Genomic DNA, 1,362 nt, shown 5'->3' with positions numbered 1-1,362 from the left:
GCCCCGGCCTGGTGCCCCGGCGGCTCGGCCGGGGTCGGGGCGGCCTTCTGTGGCAGAAGCCGTGACCGGAATCGAACCGGCGTAACTCGCTTTGCAGGCGAGTCCCTCAACCACTCGGGCACACGGCTGTGAGGTGGTGATGGGTATGACCGTACGGGCGGGGGTGAGGGGGAGGAAGGGGAGCGGGCGGGGTGCAATGTGAATGCCATGCCGCGTTCACAGTTCCCGGGTCCTAGGACTCGCGGCCGACTCGGGATCCGCCGAATTGACAGGGGTGCAACCGGGCCACGGGCCTTACCCTGGGGCGATGAGCGCCCTTGAACCCCGCGTGCCACAGCGCAGTGTGCCCGTTCCGCCCGAGCCGCAGGGCGGGATCCTGGGGCCCGCGTACCGGACGCTCAGCATCGGGATCATCTCCGTCATCTTCCTCATCGCGTTCGAGGCGACCGCCGTGGGCACCGCCATGCCCGTCGCCGCCCGCGAGCTGGACGGGATCGCGCTCTACGCCTTCGCCTTCTCCGCGTACTTCACCACCAGTCTCTTCGGCATGGTGCTGTCCGGGCAGTGGGCCGACCGGCAGGGGCCGTTGCGGCCGCTGACCGTCGGGATCGGGGCGTTCGCCGCCGGGCTCGTGTGTGCCGGGACCGCGGGCGACATGTGGGTGTTCGTCCTCGGGCGGGCCGTGCAGGGGTTCGGCGGCGGGCTGGTCATCGTCGCGCTCTACGTCGTGGTGAGCCGTGCGTACGAGGAGCGGCTGCGGCCCGCGATCATGGCCGCCTTCGCCGCGAGCTGGGTGGTGCCGTCGATCGTCGGGCCGCTGGCCGCGGGGACCGTCACCGAGCACCTCGGCTGGCGGTGGGTGTTCCTCGGGATACCCGGCCTCGTGGTCGTGCCGCTCGTCGTCGCGCTGCCCGCGATACGGCGGACCGCGTCCGGCCCGGTGGACACGGGCGCCCCGCCCGCCGCCTTCGACCGGCGGCGGATCCGGCTCGCCTTCGGGATCTCGCTCGGGGCGGGGTTGTTGCAGTACGCGGCCCAGGACCTGCGCTGGCTGTCGCTGGTGCCGGCCGTCGCGGGCGCGGCGCTGATGGTGCCCGCCGTACGGGGGCTGCTGCCGCGCGGCACGTACCTCGCCCGGCGCGGGCTGCCTTCGGTGGTGCTGCTGCGCGGGGTGGCGGCGGGGTCGTTCATCGCGGCGGAGAGCTTCGTGCCGCTGATGCTGGTCACCCAGCGGGGGCTGAGCCCGACGCTGGCCGGGTTCTCGCTCGCGGCGGGCGGGCTGACCTGGGCCGGCGGCTCGTGGCTGCAGTCGAAGGGGCGGATGGCGCCGTACCGGGAACGGCTGATGGTGCTGGGGATGGT

General features: G+C 73.3%; 1 protein-coding gene and 1 tRNA gene. One reads left to right on the top strand and one right to left on the bottom strand.

What is annotated here, in order from left to right; translation table 11 throughout:
- Positions 1-56: 56 nt before the first annotated feature.
- Positions 57-128 (bottom strand) — tRNA-Cys (locus ACFXA3_RS42595).
- A gap of 179 nt (positions 129-307) precedes the next feature.
- Here ACFXA3_RS42595 and ACFXA3_RS42590 point away from each other — a divergent pair.
- On the top strand, positions 308-1,362 hold a 1,055-nt coding region (locus tag ACFXA3_RS42590), incomplete at its 3' end, for an MFS transporter (RefSeq protein WP_385196923.1).

The sequence above is a fragment of the Streptomyces sp. NPDC059456 genome, from assembly GCF_042750055.1.
Taxonomy (GTDB): Bacteria; Actinomycetota; Actinomycetes; order Streptomycetales; family Streptomycetaceae; genus Streptomyces.
This window is presented reverse-complemented; position numbering and strand designations above follow the sequence as displayed.